We start from the raw sequence: 21,522 nt of genomic DNA, 5'->3' as shown, positions 1-21,522 counted from the left end.
TCGCTATTTCAAAATCAAGATTTATCGTGATAAAACAGGTAATAACTGGCATAGCATACAGCAATGAACGCTAAACACCCGAAAAAGCTAATACGCATACTTGGATCAAATACCATACTTAAGCATGTGATAAAACAGAACACAAAACCTAAGATTGGGACAATTGGAAATAATGGAGCAGCAAAGCCCAGCTCTTCTTTTTTGCGCCCTTGCTTATACCAATCGCGTCTGAAATTAAATTGGCTTAAACAAATACTCATCCAGACAACGACCATTGTAAAAGCAGCAATACCTAATAAATTGGTAAAAATAGTCTCAGGTGCGAATTGTTCTGACAATAAGCCTGGTAACCCACCGATCATTGTCACGATCACTGCAACATAGGGGATACCACGTGCATTCACTCTAGAAAATACTGCAGGGAGCTGCTTTTTGTAAGATAAAGACCACATCATGCGTGACGCAGCAAACAAACCAGAGTTAGCAGCTGATAATAAAGCGGTAATAATTACAAAACGGATGATATCTTCTGCATAGGGAATACCAATATGCTGGAAAACAGTCACAAATGGAGAGCTACTCACACCTTCAGCAGCTAAGCCAGCTTCTTGATGTGGAAGAAGTGACGTTACTACAATGATTGTACCTACGAAGAAAATCAACAGACGAAAAATCGCTGTATTAATCGCTTTAGGAACATTTTTAGCTGGGTCTTTAGTTTCACCAGCAGCAACCCCAATTAATTCTGTTCCAGAGAATGCGAAGTTTACGATAAGCATCGTAGCAAAAATTGGGAATAGACCTTCAGGGAACCAACCTTGAGCAGTTAAATTGCTAAATAAAGGCGCCGTTTCGTAACCTTGATAGCCAATTACACCAAAAATTGAGAGTAGGCCTAATAGAATAAATGCAACAACAGTAATAACTTTAACTAATGCCAGCCAAAATTCAGATTCTGCGAACCATTTTGTGGAAATCATATTTAAAACAAATACGAATACACCAAAGACTATAGTCCACATCCACATGGAACTATCTGGGAACCATTCCTGCATGAGGAGGGCGGCGGCTGTAAACTCAGTTCCTAAAGTAACCGACCAAGTTAACCAATATAACCAAGTGATGGTATAGCCTGTTCCTGGTCCAATATATCTTTTGGCATAAGAACCAAATGAACCAGATTCAGGCATATGAACGGCAAGCTCACCTAAACACAGCATAACCATGTAGGCGATAATCCCGCCAAGGATATAAGAAATAATGGCACCTACAGGCCCCGTTTGTGCAATGACTTCACCCGAACCTAAGAAAAGTCCAGTACCGATTGCGCCGCCAAGCGAAATCATAACCAGATGTCGAGTACTCATAGCGCGTTGTAAAGGCGCAGAATTGCCCTGATGCGAAGCATCATTCGGAGATGAGTGCATAGGATTGAAAATTCGAAACAAATGAAGCGAGTTATTGTAGTGAAAAACTACAATTCTTCAATGAAATAATAGTAATTTTGAATATTGAGTGATCGTATGAAACGATAATGGCGTCCCTACGGGGATTCGAACCCCGGTTACCGCCGTGAAAGGGCGATGTCCTAGGCCTCTAGACGATAGGGACGTTGCGAGGTGCTTGTATATTAAGGATAGACATATCAATTGTCAAAAGCTTCGTATCAAAAAAAGTTTTAATCGTTCATACATTAAGCAAAAACAATCAATTAGTTTTAATTTTGATTAAACTGACAACAATAAGATTTTTCATGTGTTTAAATAACATGGAGAGAAGGTCCTCACTATATAAAAACGATCCACTTTATATTCATCATATCAAACCAGCCATCTGTAAAATTTGATAAGATGACGTGGTAAGACAACGAAGGAAAGAGGCGTGTTGCCATTTAAACTCTGGGTCGATGCTGATGCATTACCTAAAATATTGCGTGAAGTCATTTTAAGAGCTTCTGATCGTTATCAACTTGAAGTAACTTTTGTCGCCAATCAAAATGTAGGAATAACTCCTTCTGTTCGTATTAATTCAATACAAGTGATGAGTGGAGCAGATCAAGCTGATAAAGAAATTATCGAACGCATGAAAGAGCATGATATTGTCATGACGCAGGATATTCCTCTAGCAGCTCAAGTCATCGAAAAGGGTGGCGTTGCAATTCATCCACGTGGTGAAATTTGGACAGAAGCTAATATCAAGGCACGATTACATTTGCGTGATTTCATGGAAACTTTGAGAGGGGCTGGCGTTCAAACCGGTGGACCACCGCCAATTTCAGAAAGAGACAAGCGTGAATTTTCAAGTGCTTTGGATCAAACAATTCAAAAACAAAAAAGAAAAACTGCCTGATTTATCTTATCAATCGAGTTCACATGCCAGAAAAATCTAAACTTATGCTCATTTATGCCTTATTGGTCATCATTTGGGCAACAACTCCACTTGCGATTGTATGGAGTGTAGAAGATATTTACTTAATGTGGGCATTGGTGATTCGATTAGGCTTGGCACTGCCTATCGCAGCATTACTTCTCATTGTTTTAAAGGTAAAATTTCCTTTAAATTCAATTGCATTGCATAGTTATTTTGCTGGGTCATTTAGCTTGATTGGTTCGCAATTTTTTACTTATGTGGCTACTGATTACCTAAGTTCTGGCATGATTGCATTGATGTTTGGATTAGCACCAATTATGGCAGGGCTTATTGGAAAATTTATCTTTCAACAAGATTTGCATAAGCTGCAATGGTTAGGAATGATCGTCGCGATTACTGGGCTCGTAGTGATCAGTTTTACTGGATCAGCACAACATATCCATCCCATTGGAATTGGTTTAATGTTGCTCAGCGTTTTTTCATACGCAATGTCAATTTTTTGGGTAAAAAAAATAAATGCTGATGTAGCACCAATGGCTCAGGCGACTGGTTCAATACTTGTTTCTACTATCGTTGCATGTTTAATTGTGCCATTTATATGGAAATACTTACCTACTGAATTACCTTCAATGAAGTCGTTACTTGCGATCATATATTCTGTCGTTATGGCTTCATTAGTCGCTATGTTTTGCTATTTTTACTTGGTCAAAAAAATACAACCCACCACATTGTCCCTTACAAATGTAATGACTCCAGTTCTAGCACTTGGTATAGGCGCTGCATTTAATCATGAGAAATTAACGCTTGGCATGATACTGGGAGCAATGATTCTACTTCTGGGATTATTTATGTATTTTTATCGGGATATAGAAGCGAATCGGAAATTTAAACAAAAAGTATTAAAACCTTAAGTTTAATGCTCAGTGATTCTGTGAGTTTTTTAAATGCTTCAAGGCTTCTGTTAACTTTACTTTGTCTTGGGGATGTAACGTTAGAAAATATGCACCAGTTCTAAACAGCCCATTTTCTTCTTGATTGCTGTAGACAACCTGTGCAGTTGCAGCGATATGAAAATCATTTTCAGGGTGACTCAATGTGATATGTATATAGGTTTGTTCAGGGATATGTTGCTCAGCATAAAAACTAAAACCCGTTTCAGACAAATTGACTTGAGTAGGTACTGGTAACATGGTTTGTACAATAGAGTCGTAAAGTGAGCCCGTAATCAGGTTTAATTTTTGGTTAAATAAGGATAATATCCGAGCAATTTGTTGATCTTTTTGATTTAATTGTTCTAATTCGTACATAAGCGCATGATCAAATTGATCTAATTCTGCAAGTAAGAGAAAATAGCGCGGTAGTACAAAATTTGAATCATAGGGATCATTCAAAGCGACATCTTTCGTGATGATCTGATAATTTATTCTTAAGGCAGCATCAATACGTGACATGACGCGTCTTTCAATATTGCCACTTTGATGCTGAAGATTTTCCATTAAAACACCTCGGACTAGATGGTATGTTTAAACCGATCTCGCTGTATATAGGGTTGAGATACACTCGCGCACGGCGAAGTAATCACTTTATTTCTTTTATTGCTTTAGTTTCCATGATCGGTCTGACTTTGGGCGTCGCTGTTCTCATTACTGTGTTATCTGTAATGAACGGTTTCGATCGTGAATTAAAAAACCGTGTCTTGGGAATGGTACCTCAAGCGACTGTTTCCTCTACACAAATTCTAACAGACTGGCCTGAGCTTGCAAAGAAAATAGACCAACATGAACATGTGACGGGTGTTGCACCTTTTACACAGTTGCAGGGGATGTTAACAGCCCAAGGACAGGTTGCAGGGATAATGGTCACGGGTATTGAGCCTGACTATGAAAAAAATGTATCTATTATTCAAAATCATATGGTTCAAGGCGACATCAACTCATTAAAGAAAGGTGAGTTCGGGATTGTTTTGGGCAAGCAGATGACGGATGCTTTAGGTTTAAGTCTCAATGACAATGTAACATTGGTATTACCTGAAGCGACACCATCACCCGCTGGCGTTGTTCCAAGATTTAAACGTTTTAAAATTGTCGGTATTTTTAGTATTGGTGCGGAAGTGGACTCGATGATGGGTTACATCGCGCTAAATGATGCTTCGACATTGTTGAGACTGCCGGATGGTGCACAAGGTATCCGTATGAAGCTAGATGATATCTTCAAAGCACCACAAGTCGCTGAAGAAGTTATTATGGATTTACGAGGCAATTTCTATCCATCAAATTGGACTTATACGCACGGCAATCTCTTTAGTGCCATTCAGATGGAAAAAGCAATGGTTAGCCTTTTGCTTTTCCTGATTGTCTTGGTTGCAGCATTTAATATTGTATCTTCACTGGTGATGGTGGTTACTGATAAAAAATCCGACATTGCTATTTTAAGAACCTTAGGTGCTTCACCAGCAACGATCACTAAGATTTTTATGGTACAGGGTACGGTGATTGGTGTTGTAGGAACACTGGCAGGAGCAGCACTAGGTATCATCTTTGCTACGAGCATTAGTGGATTTATTGGCTGGTTGAACACTGCTTTTGGACTAAATTTGTTCGATGCATATTTCATTAACTATTTACCATCGTATCTACGTTGGCAAGATGTGGTGGTGATTGTTAGCTTATCACTAGCGCTAAGTTTCCTTGCAACAATTTATCCAGCGCTGCGTGCTGCTAAAGTTCAACCAGCAGAGGCTTTACGCTATGAGTAATATTGTCTTAGAAGCCAAAAATATTCATAAACATTTTACAGATGGTAAATCAACTGTTGAAGTGATTAAGGGATTGGATTTAGTTGTTGAGCAAGGACAATTTGTTTCAATTGTTGGATCAAGTGGTTCGGGTAAGAGTACGCTGTTACATGTATTAGGGGGGCTTGATCGTCCGTCCGAAGGTGTAGTGATGCTTAATGGGCAGCGTTTTGACACTTTAGGTGAAGCTGAACGCGGTTTCCTACGTAATGAACACCTCGGATTTGTGTATCAATTTCACCATTTACTTCCTGAGTTTACGGCTTTAGAAAATGTATCAATGCCGCTGATGTTACGTAAAGATGCAAATTTTAAAGAAGTAAAAGAACGTGCAGAATATTTGTTGAATAAAGTGGGTTTATCACATCGTTTAACGCATAAACCAGGTGAGTTATCTGGCGGTGAGCGACAACGCGTTGCGCTTGCACGGGCTTTAGTGGCTCAACCTAAATTGATGATGGCAGATGAGCCTACTGGAAATTTAGATCGTAAAACTGCCGTCACAATTTTTGAATTGCTTTCCGATCTGCGTAAAGAATTTAATATGGCAATGCTCATCGTGACCCATGATGAACAGCTCGCACAAACTGCTGATAAGATTTTGCATATGCAAGATGGATTGTGGGTATAGCCTAAAAATCCGATTAACAGTCTTGTTAAAGCCCACTTAGGTGGGCTTTAATCTATTTAAGAAAAATAAACATAAAAGTTAGATGTTTTTAATATTTATTCTCATCTTTTGGATCATTGGTGTTGCTACGATCAGCTTTCAGGGTGAAGTTGAATATTCAACTCTCTTACTGGGTATGGCAAGTATCATTTTGATCATGGATTACTTTGTACGATTAATGAGGCAACCTGATCGATTCATTTATCCTCACACCTCAAGTATTGTCCAGTCATCATCAAGAATGCTTGTGCTAACGGGAATTTGTCTGATCACATTTGTTTTGGGGCATCAACATGCAAAAACAGCCTTACACGATCGTTTAGAGAAACGTGTTCAATATATTGAAGAAAAAGAAATAGTTGTCTATATCAATAAAATTAATCAGCTGAAAATGGATCAGGAAGGTCGATCAATACAGCAGCGTGCGCAAGTGATCGACAAGAAGCAAGGACAATCTCAAACGCTATTATTATATTTGCGAGAGTCAAAACTTGATACGACATTAGAACTAGGGCGCTATTATAAAGTTACCGGAAAATTAAGACCCGCACATAGTTATGCAGTAGATGGGGTATTTGATCATGAGAAATGGTTGTTGCAGCAAAATATAGCTGGAACAATGCGTGTAGATTGGATCGTACCTGTAAGTGAAGCGGTGTTATATTCTGAAGGTTATTTATCTTCAACCGATGTGCATCGGAGCCTTATCGCACGATTGAGCCTGAGCATTGAAAAAGCACGTTTAGCTTTTAGGGATGATATCGAACAGGGAGTATTCAGAAATAAGGGTTTGCTAGTCGCGTTACTCACAGGTGATAAGAGTCTACTGACGGAGCAACAAGAAGAATTATTTAAAAAACTAGGCATTACGCATTTATTGGCTATTTCAGGTCCACATGTTCTAATTTTTGCTGGTTTATTATCGTGGTTCATGGGGCATCTTGTATCAATTTTTCGTCCTCATATTTTTCTAAAAGTTCCCAAAACATATTTACTTTTAATCCCTTTCGTATGTGGGGTAATTATTTATAGTTTTTTTTCAGGGCTCGAAATTCCTGCACTAAGAACTACATTGTCAGTTTGTCTAATTAGTATCGCTATTTTATTTAAATTTAAGATTAAGCCTTTTGTGCTATTACTTATCAGTGCGAGCTTAATGCTCTATTTAGACCCTTTTAGTATTTTATCTGCTGCATTTTGGCTTTCGTACGGCGCATGTTTGATTTTGATTCGTGTATACCAAACGATCGTTCATGAACAGCAAAACACTGCTTTAATCAACAAATATCATTTTCTAGATAAAGCAAAAATGTATCTTAAAATACTTTTGCAATCCCAATGGAAAATATTTATTGCACTGTTACCATTCACTTTACTGATATTTCAACAGATTTCTTTACTTGCACCATTTGCTAATTTAGTTGCTGTTCCAATGATTGGGACCTTGATCGTGCCATTAGAAGTACTGGGCTATTGTCTCAGCTTTATTCCTTTTGTTGGTCTATTTTTATTTCATCTGGCTGATATGTTGATATCGGTGCTTTTGGTGCTGCTGACTAAGTTGGGATTAATATTAGACAATCCATTGAAATGGGTGGCGTTAACGAAAGCACAAATGTTTTTGCTCGCTTTGGCAGTATTGATGTTCTTTATGCCAAAGAATGTAATCCCTCGATTATGGATACCCGTATTAGGTGTGGCATTGCTGATGCCTAAACGTGATGATGGATACGATATCATTGAAATTTTAGACATAGGACAGGGGCAATCCATACTCTTACAGTCATCAGGGAAAAATGCTTTAGTTGATACAGGCGGGAGCTTTGATGAGAATACATTTAGTATTGGAGAAAGTGTAGTTGTCCCTTTCTTAATTCAACGTGGAATATCAAAATTAGATCAAATTTTTATGAGTCATCTTGATCAAGATCATGCTGGTGCATACCGCGCTATCGAAAAACATATACAAATTGATCAAGTTATCTCAAATGAAAAAGATGATAGGTTTCAGCAAGTGAAATTTGATTATTGTCGACAGCATCAACAGGTGCAATTGGGTAAGATCAATATACAATTTCTCTCACCAGCTGAATCACAATTAAATTTTGTCAGTCAAAATCGTAATGAGCTCTCTTGCGTAATATATCTGACATTACCCTATGCTAACGATTTTAAGCATCTTCTGATTATGGGAGATGCAGGATGGGAGACAGAGTATCGTATTTTAAAGCAGTATCCTGAACTTAAAGTAGATATTTTAATCTTAGGACACCATGGCAGTCGACATAGTTCATCTTACGACTTTTTAAAAAATACCAAACCTAAAATTGCCATTGCATCGGCTGGTTTTGATAACCGCTATAATCATCCACATCCTGTTGTCAAAGAGCGTTTAAAAGCGCTTAATATTCCGCTACTCGATACCCAATCGAAGGGCAGCATTCGAATGACCTTCGATAAAAACGGAGATGTACAATTTCGATATCATCGAGATCAAAAAGCGTGGTTAACTCGGAATAACCCCATAGATTAACTTGCTTTTCTAACTTGTTCTATTTTTGCTCTGGCTTGTTCTGCAGGGATACGATAAATGTTATGTAGATCAGGATTTGCACGGAAACGTTTGTAGCTCCAATGAGCATGTTCAGGATAACGATGAATCAGGCTTTCTATTGCACGGTGAATTACTAACGTTCCATCAGCGGGAGTGCCTTCATAAATCGAAGCATCCATTGGTTCAATAAATACATCAAAATCTTCAGTTTCATTGCGAATTGCATAGACCAAAAGGCCTTTGGCTTTAGTTTTTTGGATGAGTTTGGCACTTAAATTACTGGACTCGAGTGGTATGCCGAAATAATCGATCATTTCACCACCGTGTTTAGGATTGTGATCTGGAAGAATCACAGTTGTCCCTCCTAATTTAAGGGCTTTAAAAATTTGTCTTATACCACTCTCATCTGTAGGGACTAAAGTTGCTTGTTCTCGACTACGAGCCTGGCGCACAAATTGATCTGCTTCTTCATTCTTGATGGGTTTATACATGATGGTCATCTTGGTATACTGTGCGAACCACGCATTCATGACTTCCCATGTACCAAAATGTGGTGCGAGTAAAATAATCCCTTTCTTTTCAGCCATTGCTTCATGAAAATATTCAGCACCCGTGACATGGCGTATTCGTGAAATATTGGTTTCGTTTGAGCTTCCCCAAATACTAAAAAATTCCATATAAGATTGAAGTTCGTTTCTTACTGCTGCACGAGTCACTAAATGTTTTTCTTCATCAGAAAGATGTGGTAAGCAAATGTCGATATTGAGGCGGATGGTGTTCGTAGTTTTTGTAATTTTTAGCGTATTAATCAGCCCTGCAAGCATTTTTGCAAAAAAACGAGAAAAACGAATCGGACGGCGACTGAAGAAATTTAACAGGCGGGTTGTGGTCGATGTTTTGGTTTCAGGCATTAGATTCAAAATTTGGTAAGTTCATAGAATATTGTGATTTGGGTTTATTATATGTTAAATCTTGACTTATAAATAGTTTGACCTCATTCCTTGTATATAATGTCAGCTTAAATTTAATTTGGATGGTATGTATGTCCGCTTGGCCGCCTGAACCACAAAATGAAAATCAAAAACCTAATAACCAACCTAACGGAAAAGAATGGCAAATTTTAGAAAAAGCTGTTCTCGCATCTGTAGAAGAACAGAGACGTGCAAGACGTTGGGGAATCTTTTTTAAATTTCTTACTTTCGCATATCTGTTATTTATTGTTTTGGTCATGGGGAAAAGTTGCTCAACGACTTCCACTGAAAGTGCTGTGTCATCACAGCATATTGCTACGGTGGATATCGTGGGAACGATTGCTGCAGACCAGCAAAGTGTGAATAGTGCAGATACGATCAAAGGTTTGAAAAAAGCATTTGAAAGCAAGCAATCGCAAGCTGTTGTTTTAAATATTAACTCTCCGGGTGGATCTCCAGTTCAGTCTGATGAAATTTGGCAAGAGATCCAATATTTAAAGTCGGTTTATAAAGATAAAAAACTTTATGCATTAATTGGTGACACAGGTGCTTCAGGTGCATATTACATTGCGTCTGCAGCGGATGAAATTATTGTTAATCCATCAAGTTTAGTCGGCTCAATTGGTGTCATTATGCCAAACTATGGAGTGAGTGGTTTGATGCAAAAACTTGGCGTTGAAGATCGCACCATGACTTCAGGTGAGAACAAAGCATTATTGTCGATGACACAACCAGTTGATCCTGCACAACGTGCACACGTACAAGGTGTATTGGATAATGTTCATCAACATTTTATTGATGCAGTCAAAAAAGGTCGTGGCAATAAATTGAAATCGCAAGACCCTGCTATATTTTCAGGTTTGTTTTGGACTGGTGAGCAGGCTGTGAAGCTCGGTATTGCAGATCGGATTGGCAGTATTCACACACTGAAACGCGAATTAAAAGTCGAAAAAACGGTAGATTATACTATTCAACGTAGCCCCTTTGATTCTGTGCTTGGACGACTTGGAAGTGAAATTGGTCAAGGTTTTGCTTCTTCAATTTCCAAGCAGATTCAATCTGAGCAGGTGAATCGAATCCAATGAAACCATTGATCCATTTTGCTCATGCCAACGGGGTTCCATCGAAAGTTTATCAAAAATTTTTTGATGCTTTGTCTGATCAATTCGATGTGATTTATACGACCAATCTTGGTGTTGATCAACGTTATCCTGTAGATCAACACTGGGAAAGTATGACACAGCAAGTGATTGATAATATTGTTCAGAAATCCCATGGTCGTAAAGTGATTGGTATCGGGCACTCCTTAGGAGGAGTTTTGACGTTCAAAGCTGCGTTGAAATGCCCAGAACTTTTTAGTCAAACTATTCTTCTCGATCCACCTCTTATTATGGGGCTAGAATCATTTGCTATGCATATTGCAAAGTCTTTGAAGTTAAAAGCAGTGGATCAAATGTCGCCAGCGGCATTGTCTAAACGTCGACGTGATCATTGGGATAGTCGAGAGCAAGCTGCAACATTACTTCGACCCAAAGCATTATATGCAGCATTTGATGAGCAATGTTTTAATGACTATATTCAATTTGCATTAGTTGAAGATCCAACGCGTGGCGGCGTTGAATTGGCGATTCCAAAATCTATTGAAGTGGATATTTTTAGAACCAATCCTTCATTATGGTGGCTGCCTCAACCTAAGCTCAAAGTTCCAAGTCAATTAATTGTTGCTTCTGAAGGTCCATTCTTAGCACGTAAATTCCCTCATAAAGTGAGGAAAAAGTTTGGTGTGCCTTTTAGTATTTTTGAAGGTGGACACATGTTCCCACTTGAACATCCTGAGCAATTGGCTGCGCATTTAAAAACTATTTTGACGCCACTAAAAAACGCAGCCTAAGCTGCGTTTTTTAAATCAAATATGACAGAACTGTATTGGATCTTTCAAAATTTGATTTTTATAGTGCACGCCTTCGGATGTGACTTGAATGGTTTGATTACAAATCCATTCTACAACTTGAGGATAAATTAAATGTTCAAGTTGATGTACACGATCAGCTAAAGATGCAACATTATCATGGTGCGACACTTTGAGTACGCCTTGAGCAAGTGCTTGACCTGCATCTAGTTCTGCAGTGACATAATGTACTGTACATCCATGCCATAAATCACCAGTATTTAATACACGTTGATGTGTATGCATTCCTTTGTAATTTGGTAGTAGAGAAGGGTGGATATTGATCATTTTACCCTCCCATGCTTTAACGAACTTAGCACTTAAAATACGCATAAAGCCCGCTAAAACTACAAGATCAGCTTCCCAGTCGAGCAGTTGCTGATGCATAACATCATCAAACGTTTCACGGTCTGGGAAGTTTTTGTGTTCAATCACTGCAGTTGCAATGTTGGCATGAGTAGCACGCTCAAGTGCGTAAGCATCAGGTTTATTCGAGATCACACCGACAATTTGACCTGAAAGGTTTGCATCAATTAATGCTTGTAGGTTTGATCCGTTACCTGATACTAAAACAGCAATTTTAATCATGTTTTAACAATAAACTGATTAAGCGAAGATCACACGAATTTTTTCGTCTGCACCTTCGACAGATTCAGCATTGTCAACAATGTGGCCCATTGTCCATGCTTTTTCGCCGAGTTGATTTAAGATTTCAACTGTTTTATCAGCTTCAGCAGCATCAACAACTAGAACCATACCTACGCCACAGTTGAATGTACGGTACATTTCAAATTGTTCTACACCACCTTCACGTTGAAGAAGTTTGAACAGCTCAGGCCATTCCCAAGAAGATTCGTTTACTACAGCTTGAGCACCATTTGGTAATACGCGAGGTAAGTTACCTGGTAAACCGCCACCTGTGATGTGTGCCATCGCGTGAACATCAACCTGTTTGAGAAGCTCTAGAATTGGTTTAACGTAGATACGAGTTGGCTCCATTGCGACATCAGCAAGTGGACGACCATCAACAATTTGAGTTAAATCAACATTTTTTACATCTAAAATTTTACGAAGAAGAGAGTAGCCATTAGAGTGTGCGCCGCTTGAAGCAACACCAACTAATACATCACCAGCTTTAACTTTAGAGCCATCAATAATTTTACTTTGTTCTACAACACCTACACAGAAACCAGCTAAATCGTAATCTTCACCTTCATACATGCCTGGCATTTCAGCAGTTTCACCACCGACCAACGCACATCCAGCAAGTTCACAACCTTGACCGATACCTGTCACTACATTTGCTGCGACATCAACATTGAGGTGACCAGTTGCGTAATAATCAAGGAAGAAGAGTGGTTCAGCACCACAGACAAGTAAATCGTTCACACACATTGCAACCAAATCCTGACCAATTGTGTCATGACGGTTTAAATTCAATGCTAAACGTAATTTTGTACCAACACCGTCTGTGCCAGATACGAGAACAGGTTCTTCATAACCTTTAGGAATTTTACAAAGTGCACCGAAGCCACCAAGACCGCCCATTACTTCAGGACGAGTCGTGCGTTTAGCGACAGATTTGATACGATCGACTAACGCGTCGCCCGCCTCAATGTCGACACCTGCATCTTTGTAGCTTAAACCAGTGTTTGGGGTAGAAGTTGAGTTGCTCATATTGAAGTCTCCGCATTCGCGCGGGGATTATAACCCGAATATACGAAACTCTTATGTTATTTATGCACTAAAATGTTATCTTTACTAAAATATTTTCCTTTACATAACGAATAATCTTAAAAAAGGCGAGTTTCTATGGTAGATCGTACCCTACGCCGTGTTTTTATCCTTGCAGGGATAGCTTTATTTCTCTGGATTTTATACTTATTAAAACCGGTCGTAATCCCATTTATTGGTGCATTTTTAATAGCTTATCTTTTCAGTCCATTGGTTGATCGATTGCATAAGATAGGTTTACCTCGTTGGTTGTCTATCAGTTTGGTATTTATTGGTATTGGTGTCGTGATCACATGGGCAATGTGGTATTTGGTTCCATTAATTTGGGAACAGCTGATGTATGCTAAATCCAGTATCCCGAAAGTAGTTCATTGGGTAAATTTTAGCTTCTTACCGTGGTTATCAGATACTTTCAATATAGTGCCACTAGAATTAGATGTAGATCAGATTTCAGCAGCTGTTATGGAGTATGTTCAAACCAATTATAGTGCTGACAGTATCCAAGCGATGGCACTCAAATTGGCACAATCTGGTCTGAATTTTATTCAGATTGGTGGGACAATTGTACTGATTCCAATTATTGCATTTTATTTCCTCTTAGATTGGGATCGAATGCTCAATAGTTTGCGTCGACTCATTCCACGTCCTTATGAAGCTTCAACGCTTGAAATCGTAGGTGAATGCCATAGCGTACTAGGTGCATTTGTAAAAGGACAATTCCTCGTGATGATCCTTTTGGGGATTGTTTATGCTGTTGGTTTACAACTGATTGGTCTGGAAGTTGGTTTGATTATTGGCATGATTGCAGGCTTGGCAAGTATCATCCCATATTTAGGATTTGCAGTAGGAATTATTGCTGCCGTGATAGCAACTTTCTTCCAATTTGGTATGGATTGGACTCAACTCCTTTTAGTTGCAGTGGTGTTCATGGTAGGGCAAGCTGTTGAAGGTTATGTGCTTCAGCCATTCTTATTGGGAGATAAAATTGGTCTTTCTCCAGTAGCGGTCGTATTCGCTGTATTGGCTGGTGCACAATTGGCTGGTTTCTTGGGTATGTTGATTGCATTACCTGTTGCAGCTGTAATCGTGGTACTGCTCCGACATGCACGTGACACTTATGAAAGGAGTACAATTTATGGTACGCCAGCTGTTGCCGTAGCTGATCATGGTGGTGGTGAAATTACAATCCAAACCGATCAGGTTGATATTGAGCTTGATCTCAAACCACAATCAATCAATAATCAACAAGATATTGCAACATCTGAAAAAATCGATGTGCAGAAACAAAATAAAGAACCTTAAGGTGACCAAGCATTTATGCGGCAACTGCAACTTGATATAGAACCTCAACTTGATGCACGGATCAGTGATTTTTCCGGCCCAGGTTGGGGACCCGTCATTGATGCAGTTCGCCAACTTCATGCTGGATTAATGAATCGATTTTACCTTTATGGCGGTGCGGGCACAGGTAAGAGTCACTTATTAACTGCGATATGTGACTCATATCTAGATGTTGGGAAATCTGCAATTAAAGTGTCATTGCTAGAATTGCTCGATGCTCCAATTGAGGCGATTACTTCATTGGATCGTTATGATTTGGTCGCTCTAGACGATATTGAAGCGATTAGTGGTGTACCGCATTGGCAAAAGGCGGTATTTCATTTAATAAATAATAATAATGATGGTGGAGGACAACTAGTCTTTTCATCTAGATCTGCGCCAATTGAATTGAAACTTGAATTACCAGATCTTCAGTCGAGATTAACTCAAGCGGTGAGTGTTAAAGTGCCAACAGGTCAATCCTACGCTGACCGCTATGCCTTATTACATTCTGTGTTGGATCGTAAAGGTGTGCATTTTGATCCTTTAATTATTGATTATCTGCTGACCAATGGCCCGATACAGACCAGTACCTTATTACAAACGGTTGATCAATTATCAAAGTTACTACAGGGTGAAAAAGTTAAGCTATCCAACGCAACCCTTAAGCAAATCTACGCGCTCATCGATCAGTATAGTGCTTAAATGCTTTTTAAATGTTATTCAAAACTCAAAATGTAGATTTTATCTGAACTCGGCAATTTTTTACTTAAAAATAATTGAGAATTCTAAAAATTTGTGACAGATTAGTCAAAATGGACAAATAGCGCTACATAATTAAAGTTCGCTACTTAAAAAAATAAAGAAAAATTAAGGAGATGGTAATGCTCAGACGGGGCTTAGGTCTTGTATTGTTGTGTGCAACAGGGCATGTATTCAGTGCGGATATTGTGGTTACGACCACTGAAGATATCACCAAAAATGATGATCAATGTTCGTTGCGTGAAGCAATTGAATATATTAATCAGGGTAAACCTGAAGCAGGTCTCAATGGCTGTGGTGGTAAAGATGCGACAGATAATATTATCTTATCTACGAAAGAATATCTTCTAAACGAGCAAGTTCGCATCTCTAAACCGATGGTTTTTAGAACGCAGTATGAAACTACCATTGTTGACGATATTCCTGGTACAAAAAATGCCGTCATAGCAATGAAGGGTACTGATAGAATTTTCCATATTGAGCGAATTCGTCCTAAAGCTGATGATGAAATTAGAGATGCTGCAATTGGTGTGGAATTTTACGAAATTACCTTGCAAGGTTGTACTGCATCTGTATGCAAAGACAAAGGTGGGTTAATTCTCAATTATGAACGGCTAAAATTTGATAAAAGCCATCTTATCAATGGCAAAGCAAATTTTGGTGGTGCGATTTATAATGTTGAATCATTTATTGAATCCGAAACTAGCAAAATTCGTTCCGCGCGAGTGAATCTAGTTAATTCGTTACTGGAAAACAATCAAGCACAACAAGGTGCTGTTTTGTATAGTGAATTTCCTGATTTTGACATTAGTGCTTCTGTTATTAAAGGTAATAAAACAACAGATTCAGAAGGTTTCGCAATCTATAGCCATAAAGTGTTGAGTGAAGATGAAACTAAGGTGACTAATCTCAATTATGCCAAAGTGACTAATTCGACAATCTTTAATAATAAGGGCTATATTATCAATGTGAAGGATGGTATTGCGCTTAATAACAATACGCTGGTCTTTAATGATTTTGGCTTGGTTTTTAATGCACCGTTTAAGAAGGCATCGCTTACTAACAATATAATTGCAAAAAATGGCAATCGAGACTGCCGTGTAGAGACTGCAATCGATCAATCAAATTTAAACAATAATTTATATGGTTTTGGTTGTGAGGGCACAGCTTCAGAAAAACTGGGCGAGCGCACATTATTAGCTGGGACTGATGTAGAAGGTGAATGTGATGTTAATTCATCTGGCATTTTATGTCCGTTCAAAGTCTATTCTGGCTATGCTTTAGGATATTTCCGCCCAAGAGTGTTGCCTAGTTATCGACAATTGACAGATTCTCCGATCATTAATCGTGGACCAGTTTCAAATGGTACATCATGTGAAACAGTTGATCAGCGTGGCAACGCACGTAAGGATCGTATTTTGTGTGATCGAGGCGCAATCGAACTTATTCAGTCAAGTACGTCTTCAGGCAGATTTGGCAAGGATATCTTTTACGGAGAAATTGTTAAGTTAAATATTAATGATTTTCTAGGAGATGGTGAGCTAATACCTGCTAGTCAATGTGATGCCTTAGTCGGACCTCATCCGAAAAAAGAAGAATGGCAAGCGGGCTGTATGATCATCCAACAAAATAATTCTCCAAGTAAAGGTAAAGCAGAACTACTCCAAAATGGGGAGTTTACTTATACGCCTCAAGGGAATTGGCACGGAACTGATGATTTTAAAGTTTTGGTCGTTGTATCTACACGTCAATTGAATGAGTCAATGAATCCTTATATCGAAATTCCAACTGTCATTAAACAAGACCCCAGAGATACTTATACTAGCGATAAAGTAAAAACTTCTGGTGGGGGGCTAGGTCTAATCTCCGTATTAGGTCTGATGACTTTAATCGCGATACGTAGAAAAAAATAATAAGGGAATCGTATGTTGAAAAGTAGAAAAGCTTTTTTGACCTTAGCAGTCCTGTCTGCAATGTCCTTGATGGCTGCTGAAGATACAATAATTTATGTCACTACCTTTGATGATGAAGACGGTACTAATGATGCAAAGTGTTCACTCAGAGAAGCGTTGACGGCTGCTTCGACTAATCGAGCTTATGGAGGTTGTGCTAAAGGTAATACGGATCGAGTACAAACTGACATTATTCAGCTTGAAGCTGGTACCTATAGCTTGAATGCAGAGCTTCAGCCAACTTCTTCAGTGATTATTAGGGGTAAAGAGCCTGTCGATTATTCCAAACCGAATGTCATTTCAAATAGTTATCCTGCGCAAACTAAAATTCAAACTATAATTAATGGTCAAAATACACATCGAATTTTTAATACGACCAATCTAAATCGACCGAGTTTGAGTTTAAGAAATATAGAGCTGAGAAATGGTAAATCATCTACCAACGGTGGCGCTTTGCTATTGGGAGGCGAGACTGATTTATATAATGTAAATATCACTAGCTCTTCTGCATTAAGAGGTGGAGCGATATTTTTGAATGACAGTGATAGCTCTTTAAGTTATTCGGTCGGGTGGGTGAGTGGTAATACAGCTCAGCAAGGCGCTGTTATAGCGATGTCTTGTTTGGATAATCTTGTGTTCACACGTCGTAAGATTGATTTATCCCGTATGTCTATTACCGAAAATGGAAATACAGCTTCAAACAGTTTATTCTCATTTTGTGGTGAACCTACAGCACAATTGCAAGCAAATACAATCTCTTCCAATGTATTAAATAATACACAAGGTCAAATTTTTCAATTTAGTGATCGTTTAACAGATGGGGGTCAAATAAATTTGAGTCCCAATTCTATTTTGAAGCTCGATAGTAATACGATTATCGCCAATACCGCGCGATCTGTGCTTTGGTATGGAAATACAGGTGCAAAAGCCTTAAATCATAATGTGATAGGTTTTAATCAGGCTAAAGCCTGTATATATAGTCACGGTGATGTGAGCCAAGTTGAGTCAGCAGGTATTGAATTATTGGCAAATGCTATTCCACTGAGTAATTCATCTATAGACTGTGATCTACCAGCAAAAGCGTCAGAAAATGCACAAAAAAATAGTCTTGATGTTAGTCAATTGAGTATCAATGATCTGTTTTCAACATCGTTACCGGTTAATGATGAGAATACTAACTTTCATCCTGTCTTTTTTCCGAAGATTAATTCTAGCGGTAAAGATTTAGTTGATTTTGGTACTGATGGTTGTTCGCTGCTTGATCAACGAGGTATTAATCGGATTGGATTGGACTCGCTCAACAGTTTAGATGCGACTCCCAATACTTGCGATATTGGTGCGATAGAAACCTTAAAGTTGACTGTTTCCAATTTAAGTAAAGCAAATGAATCACTGGTTCAAATAAAGAAATCAACTGAGAATAGAATTAAAGCATTCGAAGATGCTATTGCCGATCCTGAAACCAAAGAAGAAGTGATTGATTATTATAATAAGGAGCTCACCGATCAAAAAGCATTTTTTAATGAGTTAAATAATCTTAATCAATATCGTCCAATTTTGTTCGATCCATTTAAATTGAATTTACCAGATGAATTTGTTTCTCCTGATGGTAAGGTGCGAAAAATTGAGCATCTTAATGTTGATAATTATGATATCAAAGTTGAGGTTGTGGGAGTTGGGAAATTAGATATCGATAAAACATTCTTAGGTAAGTTTGATGATCGGTTGAAATGTGAGTGGAAACCGCAGCTTAAGCAGATAGTCATGTATAGAACAGATGGTCGCATAACACCGAGTGGAGACTCTGAATTCTGTACATATACGCTTACTTCAAAAAGCGACAGTAAAAAAACATCAAGTGCATATTTAATTGGTAATTTTATCAATATCGTGCCAACTGTTCCTGAACGTGTGGAATATACAATCAATCCAAAAAAATCGACTCAAATCAGTGTAAATTTACTGGCTGAAGCGAGTGATGCTGGTGATGGCAACAGAAATGCAATCAATCCTCCAAATAAAAAGGAGTTTTACCATAATGCTAATGGGGATGAGGTATCAATTTATTTTGCAAGAGTACCGAATCCCGTTTCAATTATCGCAGATCGGGTAGAGCCATGTGCTAATGACCGTTTTAAAAAGTGCTATGGTGGAAACATTCGAGTTCAGTTGAACAATAATTTGGATGTCTTTTCCTATGATCTTAAGTACTCAGTATTGGACGCAGACGGCGCTTCATCAGGTGAGGGAACATTAGCTGTTCTAAATACGGAAACAGGACCTGGAAGTTCTCGTACGAGTGGAGGGGGTAGCCTAGGTGGGTTTGGGCTTTTAGGACTCATTGGTTTAAGTTGGCTTAGAATGAGAAAATCTAAACCTCATTAATAAAAAAGCCAGCATTTGCTGGCTTTTTTGTGTTTGATTTTGTGTAATATTTTGCAAAAAAATAGTATATTTTGAACAGTTTATTGCTACATTTGAAGATTGCTGATCACTTTCTTAAATTACACCAATGTCATCTTTTAATGAGCTTATACCCTTAAATCAAATTGAAGTTAATCCTTCGGATTTGCTCTCAATTAAGAGGCATGATCTTGTTCCTTTATTGACTGATTCGTCTAAACTTAATTTATATGCTGAACATATTGTGCAGGCACAAAATGCTCTATTGGTAGGTATAGACCCCACTTTAAATAAAAAATTAAGCGAAACAATTTCAGATATTATTCAAAAATTGAATCAATCCAAAAAGAAATTAAAACAAAAAAAATTTAATGCTTTCCAAAAGTGGCTAGGTCTGGATTTGGAGTTAGGTGCGGGTCAAATTTCTTATATTCGTGATTTAGATAGACTCATTCTAGATGCTGATCAGCTGTCCCAACGTATTCACATTGAAATCCAAAAGTCTAGTTCTCGATTTCAGCAAGCAGTTGGTTTAAGAGAGCAAATGGCGCGCTACATTCAAGCAGCAAGACAATTTTTAACAGAATACACAGATTTTTCTCATCATCGCCATCCACTCGATAACTTTGAGGAGCGATTGGCTAAAAAAATACAAACATTAGAGTCGGTACAAGCAAACAATGATATTTCTCTCATGCAAATGCAATTGACTCAACAACTTTCATTAACTCTGACGGATCGTTTTCGTGAAGCGCAGCAAGTATTAATCCCAGCTTGGCAATATCATCTTGAGCAAACTCAAATTAAAAATGGCGCAGTCGATATTGAAAAGTTAGATCAAAGTCGCGAACAACTGATTCGATCTTTAAAAAAATCACTAATTAAAGAATAAGGTGTGTTATGTCTGATTTTCCAATTCAAAAGAAAAATGAATCCTTAAGCTTAATCTCTATGGAGGAAAAGTTTTCCAAGTTAGATTTAAAAGAAATTGGGTTGACGACGTCAGACCTTGTAGCAGTCGAATCAGTTCACCAAGAACTAGCTGATATGAATCATGCAACGGTTGCTGAATATGGGAAAAATATCGCGACTAAAACAGCGACTTATACGGATGAACTGCTGGATTTAGTCAAAAATAAAGATTTGGATGCAACAGGTCAAAAGTTAAATGAAGTCGTTACAGTGGCTCAACAGCTCAATACAAACAGTATTTTAAGCCCTGCTAAAAGTTCAGGCTTCTTGGGCAGTATATTAAATCGATTTAAAGGTGCGAAGCAGAGCTTTGATCAAAAGTTCAATTCCACTAAAGAACAAATAGATGCATTAGTTAAAGAAATTGAAACCTCTCAACAAGGTTTAAAAGACCGTGTAAATACATTGGATCGTATGTTTGATGGTGTGCAGGATGAATATAAACAATTAGGGGTTTATATTGCTGCAGGGAAAATTAAACAACAAGAAGTTCAAGAGCAAATAGCTGAATTGAGTACGCTAGAACAAGATGCGCAAACCAATCAAAAAATCTACGACTTAAATCACTTAGCAAACAACTTGGAAAAAAGAGTGAGTGATTTACAGGTATTGCAACAATCTGCGATGCAGACATTACCGATGATTCGAATTATTCAATCAAATAATTCAATGTTGGTTGATAAGTTTTATGCGATAAAAAATATCACGCTTCCTGCCTGGAAAAATCAAATTAGTTTAGCGATTTCATTACAGGAACAAAAAAATAGTGTCCAATTGGCCAATACTATTGATGATGCGACGAATGAGTTACTTAAACGAAATGCAGATTTATTACACCAGAACTCAGTAGATACTGCTCGAGCAAATCAACGCTCAGTGATTGACATTGAAACACTTGAACATGTTCAAAATACCCTCATTAAAACAGTGAATGATGTTATTAGTATTCAGAAAGAAGGGATGCAAAAACGTGAAGAGGCATCAATTCGTATTAAGGCTTTGCAAGGAAATCTTCAACAACTTGTTTTGGATTCGAGTCAAAATCAGCCAAAACACTAATTTCTTGAGGTTT

General features: G+C 38.2%; 18 protein-coding genes and 1 tRNA gene. 13 read left to right on the top strand and 6 right to left on the bottom strand.

The window, feature by feature from the left end; genetic code table 11:
• Positions 1-14: 14 nt before the first annotated feature.
• Positions 15-1,427, bottom strand: coding sequence for an amino acid permease (locus AC1M87_RS04385; RefSeq protein WP_481593047.1), 1,413 nt, complete (start codon positions 1,425-1,427; stop codon positions 15-17).
• Between the two features lie 108 nt (positions 1,428-1,535).
• Positions 1,536-1,611, bottom strand: a tRNA-Glu gene (locus tag AC1M87_RS04380).
• A gap of 270 nt (positions 1,612-1,881) precedes the next feature.
• Between AC1M87_RS04380 and AC1M87_RS04375 the strand changes: the two genes are divergently transcribed.
• The gene (locus AC1M87_RS04375) at positions 1,882-2,349 is read left to right on the top strand and encodes a YaiI/YqxD family protein (RefSeq protein WP_035266848.1); all 468 of its coding nucleotides are present in this window, start codon (positions 1,882-1,884) and stop codon (positions 2,347-2,349) included.
• A 23-nt stretch (positions 2,350-2,372) separates the two neighbouring features.
• Positions 2,373-3,281, top strand: coding sequence for a DMT family transporter (locus AC1M87_RS04370; RefSeq protein ID WP_481593046.1), 909 nt, complete (start codon positions 2,373-2,375; stop codon positions 3,279-3,281).
• Positions 3,282-3,290: 9 nt separating this feature from the next.
• Here the strand turns inward: AC1M87_RS04370 and AC1M87_RS04365 are convergent, their stop codons facing one another.
• Entirely contained in the window at positions 3,291-3,866 is a 576-nt protein-coding gene (locus AC1M87_RS04365) for a PilZ domain-containing protein (protein ID WP_092766795.1), read from the bottom strand.
• A 23-nt stretch (positions 3,867-3,889) separates the two neighbouring features.
• Between AC1M87_RS04365 and AC1M87_RS04360 the strand changes: the two genes are divergently transcribed.
• The 3 genes from AC1M87_RS04360 (at position 3,890) to AC1M87_RS04350 (ending at position 8,367) form a co-directional block, all read left to right on the top strand.
• Complete coding sequence (locus AC1M87_RS04360; RefSeq protein ID WP_481593045.1) at positions 3,890-5,125, top strand: lipoprotein-releasing ABC transporter permease subunit; 1,236 nt, start codon at positions 3,890-3,892, stop codon at positions 5,123-5,125.
• A complete protein-coding gene (gene lolD, locus AC1M87_RS04355) occupies positions 5,118-5,795 on the top strand; it encodes a lipoprotein-releasing ABC transporter ATP-binding protein LolD (RefSeq protein ID WP_035266856.1) in 678 nt (225 codons plus the stop codon). The genes AC1M87_RS04360 and lolD overlap by 8 nt, the downstream gene beginning before the upstream one ends.
• An 82-nt stretch (positions 5,796-5,877) precedes the next feature.
• On the top strand, positions 5,878-8,367 hold the full coding sequence (locus tag AC1M87_RS04350; protein ID WP_481593044.1) for a DNA internalization-related competence protein ComEC/Rec2: 2,490 nt from the start codon (positions 5,878-5,880) through the stop codon (positions 8,365-8,367).
• Here AC1M87_RS04350 and AC1M87_RS04345 read toward each other — a convergent pair.
• The gene (locus AC1M87_RS04345; protein WP_481588956.1) at positions 8,364-9,299 is read right to left on the bottom strand and encodes a lysophospholipid acyltransferase family protein; all 936 of its coding nucleotides are present in this window, start codon (positions 9,297-9,299) and stop codon (positions 8,364-8,366) included. The genes AC1M87_RS04350 and AC1M87_RS04345 overlap by 4 nt on opposite strands.
• A 131-nt stretch (positions 9,300-9,430) precedes the next feature.
• Between AC1M87_RS04345 and sppA the strand changes: the two genes are divergently transcribed.
• Entirely contained in the window at positions 9,431-10,444 is a 1,014-nt protein-coding gene (gene sppA / locus AC1M87_RS04340; RefSeq protein ID WP_481588957.1) for a signal peptide peptidase SppA, read from the top strand.
• Positions 10,441-11,250, top strand: a complete 810-nt coding sequence (locus AC1M87_RS04335) for an alpha/beta fold hydrolase (protein WP_481588958.1) — start codon at positions 10,441-10,443, stop codon at positions 11,248-11,250. The genes sppA and AC1M87_RS04335 overlap by 4 nt, the downstream gene beginning before the upstream one ends.
• A gap of 15 nt (positions 11,251-11,265) precedes the next feature.
• Here the strand turns inward: AC1M87_RS04335 and purN are convergent, their stop codons facing one another.
• Together purN and purM are read right to left on the bottom strand one after the other, a co-directional pair.
• Positions 11,266-11,895, bottom strand: a complete 630-nt coding sequence (gene purN / locus AC1M87_RS04330) for a phosphoribosylglycinamide formyltransferase (protein WP_092766790.1) — start codon at positions 11,893-11,895, stop codon at positions 11,266-11,268.
• 18 nt (positions 11,896-11,913) lie between these two features.
• Positions 11,914-12,984, bottom strand: coding sequence for a phosphoribosylformylglycinamidine cyclo-ligase (purM, locus tag AC1M87_RS04325; RefSeq protein ID WP_035266866.1), 1,071 nt, complete (start codon positions 12,982-12,984; stop codon positions 11,914-11,916).
• A gap of 135 nt (positions 12,985-13,119) precedes the next feature.
• Between purM and cxpE the strand changes: the two genes are divergently transcribed.
• The 6 genes from cxpE to AC1M87_RS04295 all read left to right on the top strand — a co-directional run bounded on the left by cxpE (position 13,120) and on the right by AC1M87_RS04295 (position 21,509).
• Entirely contained in the window at positions 13,120-14,343 is a 1,224-nt protein-coding gene (cxpE, locus tag AC1M87_RS04320; protein ID WP_481588959.1) for a chloramphenicol efflux transporter CxpE, read from the top strand.
• Positions 14,344-14,358: 15 nt separating this feature from the next.
• Entirely contained in the window at positions 14,359-15,066 is a 708-nt protein-coding gene (gene hda / locus AC1M87_RS04315) for a DnaA regulatory inactivator Hda (RefSeq protein ID WP_035266869.1), read from the top strand.
• Positions 15,067-15,245: 179 nt separating this feature from the next.
• The gene (rbtA, locus tag AC1M87_RS04310; protein ID WP_481593043.1) at positions 15,246-17,036 is read left to right on the top strand and encodes a rhombotarget A; all 1,791 of its coding nucleotides are present in this window, start codon (positions 15,246-15,248) and stop codon (positions 17,034-17,036) included.
• Between the two features lie 12 nt (positions 17,037-17,048).
• Positions 17,049-19,460 carry a CSLREA domain-containing protein gene (locus AC1M87_RS04305; RefSeq protein ID WP_481593042.1) on the top strand — a complete coding sequence of 804 codons (2,412 nt, stop codon included), beginning with the start codon at positions 17,049-17,051 and terminating at the stop codon, positions 19,458-19,460.
• A gap of 127 nt (positions 19,461-19,587) precedes the next feature.
• Positions 19,588-20,370, top strand: a complete 783-nt coding sequence (locus AC1M87_RS04300; RefSeq protein WP_481593041.1) for a tellurium resistance protein — start codon at positions 19,588-19,590, stop codon at positions 20,368-20,370.
• Positions 20,371-20,378: 8 nt separating this feature from the next.
• A complete protein-coding gene (locus AC1M87_RS04295) occupies positions 20,379-21,509 on the top strand; it encodes a toxic anion resistance protein (RefSeq protein WP_481593040.1) in 1,131 nt (376 codons plus the stop codon).
• Positions 21,510-21,522: the final 13 nt, after the last annotated feature.

This window comes from Acinetobacter sp. 24-47-62 (genome assembly GCF_056779765.1).
This window is presented reverse-complemented; position numbering and strand designations above follow the sequence as displayed.